Genomic DNA, 1,214 nt, shown 5'->3' with positions numbered 1-1,214 from the left:
TTAATGGTAATAACAATCTCTTGTTCAACACCATCGCTAGTCATAACAGTGATGGTATCGGTGATCGATTCGCCGTCATCTAATGATTGAATCGCCGCTTGCGTATTATCCGCCGCGTATGTCCAGTTACCATCAGCATCGATAGTAATATCACCGTAAGTGCCGTTAATTGTTTCAGCAGTGAAAGTTGTTGTGTCTGAACTATCAACATCTGACAACGTTAATGTACCAGTCGTGCTCAACGTAGCAGCATCATCTTCAGTTACCACGCCAGTTGCATCACCAGAAACAACTGATAAATCATCGACACCGTTGATAGTAATAACAATCTCTTGTTCAACACCATCGCTGGTCATAACTGTGATGGTATCGGTGATTGACTCGCCGTCATCTAAAGATTGGATCGCTGCTTGCGTATTATCCGCGGCGTATGTCCAGTTACCATCAGCATCGATAGTGACTGCACCATAAGTACCTGACACGGTCTCAGCAGTGAAAGTTGTGGTGTCTGAGCTATCAACATCGCTTAGCGATAATGTACCAGCCGTGCTTAACGTCGCAGCATCATCTTCAGTGACCGCACCCGTTGTATCGCCAGCTACGATAGATAAGTCATCCACACCGTTAATGGTAATAACAATCTCTTGCTCAACACCATCGCTGGTCATAACAGTGATGGTATCGGTGATCGACTCACCATCATCCAATGATTGAATCGCCGCTTGCGTGTTATCGGCTGCGTATGTCCAGTTACCATCAGCATCGATAGTGACTGCACCATAAGTACCTGACACGGTCTCAGCAGTGAAAGTTGTGGTGTCTGAGCTATCAACATCGCTTAGCGATAATGTACCAGCCGTGCTTAACGTCGCAGCATCATCTTCAGTGACCGCACCCGTTGTATCGCCAGCTACGATAGATAAGTCATCCACACCGTTAATGGTAATAACAATCTCTTGTTCAACACCATCGCTAGTCATAACTGTGATGGTATCGGTGATCGACTCATCATCATCTAAAGATTGAATTTCTGCTTGCGTGTTATCGGCTGCGTATGTCCAGTTACCATCAGCATCGATAGTAATATCGCCGTAAGTGCCGTTAATCGTTTCAGCAGTAAAAGTAGTTGTATCCGAGCTATCAACATCTGACAACGTTAATGTACCAGTCGTGCTCAACGTAGCAGCATCATCTTCAGTTACCACGCCAGTTGC

The 1,214-nt window shown here is 45.5% G+C and carries 1 protein-coding gene; it reads right to left on the bottom strand.

The features are described 5' to 3' along the window. Nucleotides 1–1,214 (bottom strand): VCBS domain-containing protein (locus V5290_RS17240; RefSeq protein WP_333388723.1); only part of this gene is annotated, 1,214 nt, incomplete at both ends.

Source organism: Psychromonas arctica, assembly GCF_036697365.1.
Lineage (GTDB): Bacteria > Pseudomonadota > Gammaproteobacteria > Enterobacterales > Psychromonadaceae > Psychromonas > Psychromonas arctica_A.
The sequence above is the reverse complement of the archived record's forward strand: the minus strand, read 5'-3'. Positions and strand labels throughout refer to the sequence as shown.